Source organism: Vibrio genomosp. F10 str. 9ZD137, assembly GCF_049974785.1.
Taxonomy (GTDB): domain Bacteria; phylum Pseudomonadota; class Gammaproteobacteria; order Enterobacterales; family Vibrionaceae; genus Vibrio.
This window is the reverse complement of the sequence record NZ_JBNGCJ010000824.1, coordinates 1-1,902: the sequence shown is the minus strand read 5'-3', so window position 1 is coordinate 1,902 and position 1,902 is coordinate 1. Positions and strand designations below refer to the sequence as shown.

3 protein-coding genes are annotated in these 1,902 nt (G+C 45.4%); all 3 read left to right on the top strand.

Annotation, left to right across the window (positions count from 1 at the left end):
- A partial coding sequence (locus ACP45E_RS18835; RefSeq protein WP_426511616.1) for a nicotinate-nucleotide diphosphorylase occupies nucleotides 1-268 on the top strand: 268 nt, incomplete at its 5' end.
- Nucleotides 269-530: 262 nt separating this feature from the next.
- Nucleotides 531-941 carry a pilin gene (locus ACP45E_RS18830; protein WP_017037177.1) on the top strand — a complete coding sequence of 137 codons (411 nt, stop codon included), beginning with the start codon at nucleotides 531-533 and terminating at the stop codon, nucleotides 939-941.
- A 3-nt stretch (nucleotides 942-944) separates the two neighbouring features.
- On the top strand, nucleotides 945-1,902 hold a 958-nt coding region (locus tag ACP45E_RS18825; RefSeq protein WP_198927762.1), incomplete at its 3' end, for an ATPase, T2SS/T4P/T4SS family.

Here is a 1,902-nt window from a genome sequence, read left to right as displayed (position 1 = left end):
GCCTGTTGAGATCGAAACCGAAAGTTTAGCCGAACTGCAATCGGCGATTGATGCGGGTGCTGACATCATCATGTTAGATAATTTCACCACCGATATGATGCGCGAAGCGGTCAAACTAAATGCAGGACGTGCAGCACTTGAAAATTCAGGCAACGTAACACTAGACACCATTCGTGAGTTTGCTGAAACCGGTGTTGATTATATTTCCGTTGGCGCGCTGACGAAACATCTAGTGGCATTGGATTTATCAATGAGATTCCAAGCTTAGTCGTTATTTAAGTTCCATCGATTTAATATCTATGACGTATTGTTAAAGAGAGGCTTTGTCTCTCTTTTTCCGTTTTATTATCCGCGTTCAATCTACCCCCCATCATTTTATATGCCACCCGTCGAATATTTTTGCACTGTGAATGTAATACAGGCTTAACTTCAACTATTTGCCTCGCGCTAGCCTTTTTACTTTATTTCTAGTTCTCTAGACTCTCTTTACTCTTTCTGCACCCTTATACATCGCAATAATGGAGAACATAATGAAAGCGATTAATAAGAAACAGAAAGGCTTTACCTTAATTGAGTTGATGATTGTTGTGGCTATTATTGGTGTGTTGTCGGCGATTGCGGTTCCAGCATATAAGGACTATGTGACCAAAAGCCAAGCCTCTTCAGCATTAGCAACAATTAAATCCCTAGTTACATCTGCAGAACTTATAATACAAGAAGAAGGATCAATCAGTGGTGGAGTGGATCTTCTTGGAATTTCATCAAGCTCTAGTACTCTAGGTACGTTATCCATAGTTGATTCAGGAAAATCCATCCAGTTCGAATTTTCTGCTGGAGCCCTTGCATCGCAAACAATGAAATTGGCTAGAAGTGATAGTGGCTGGACCTGCACTCGCTCCGGTACGGAACTAGCAGCTATTGATTTGGAAGGTTGTAACTAATAAGTGTTAACTAACCTCCCTGCCATCTTGCGCCAGGCTGACTTAATCAGCGTGGTGCAAGAGCAAAATATCATCGAACATGTGATCGCTTCGGGCATGTCGGTACCCGAAGCACTGCTTGATCTCGAGCTGTTCGACCACCATCAACTCACTGGCCACCTAAGTGCACTCTTTGGCCTAACGCCCACACCATTATCTCAATTCGACTACGCTACGTTGTGTCATTCGTTGGGGCTTAGGGAGCTCATCAGCCGTTATCAAGCCCTGCCCTTACACTGTGATGGGATGGTGCTTTCTTTGGCTGTTTCAGACCCCACCCGCAGTGAAATAGAAGATGAATTTCGCTTTGCGACAGGGTTGCAAGTTGAGTTGGTATTGGCCGACTTAAACGACCTTAAATCCGCGATTCGTCGTTTATACGGTCAGACAATGACCACATCCACCTCATCAACTAAAGACATCAGTCAGGACGAACTGGCCAGTCTGGTCGATGTCACAGAGGATGAAATACAAACGATAGAGAACCTCAGTCAAGACGATGCGCCTGTGAGCCGCTTCATCAACCAGATACTGCTCGATGCGGTGAGAAAAGGCGCTTCAGATATTCATTTTGAACCTTACGACGAGAGCTATCGCATCCGCTTACGTTGTGATGGCCTATTGGTGCAAACCCAAGCACCCGCAAATCACCTCAGTCGCCGCCTTTCTGCACGGCTTAAGATACTCGCAAAGTTGGATATCTCTGAACGTCGTTTGCCACAAGATGGGCGAATCAAGCTTCGGCTCAATGAAACAACGGCCATTGATATGCGCGTTTCGACATTACCCACGTTATGGGGTGAAAAGATTGTATTGCGCCTACTCGACAGCAGCAGTGCTAGCCTTAATATCGATAAACTGGGCTACAGTGACCAACAAAAGCAGCTCTACCTCAAGGCACTCAAGCAGATCGGAAGAGCGG

What these genes read in the sequence shown, in the direction of transcription:
- ACP45E_RS18830 (WP_017037177.1), top strand. Translation starts at nt 531, where the DNA reads ATGAAAGCGATTAATAAGAAACAGAAAGGCTTTACCTTAATTGAGTTG.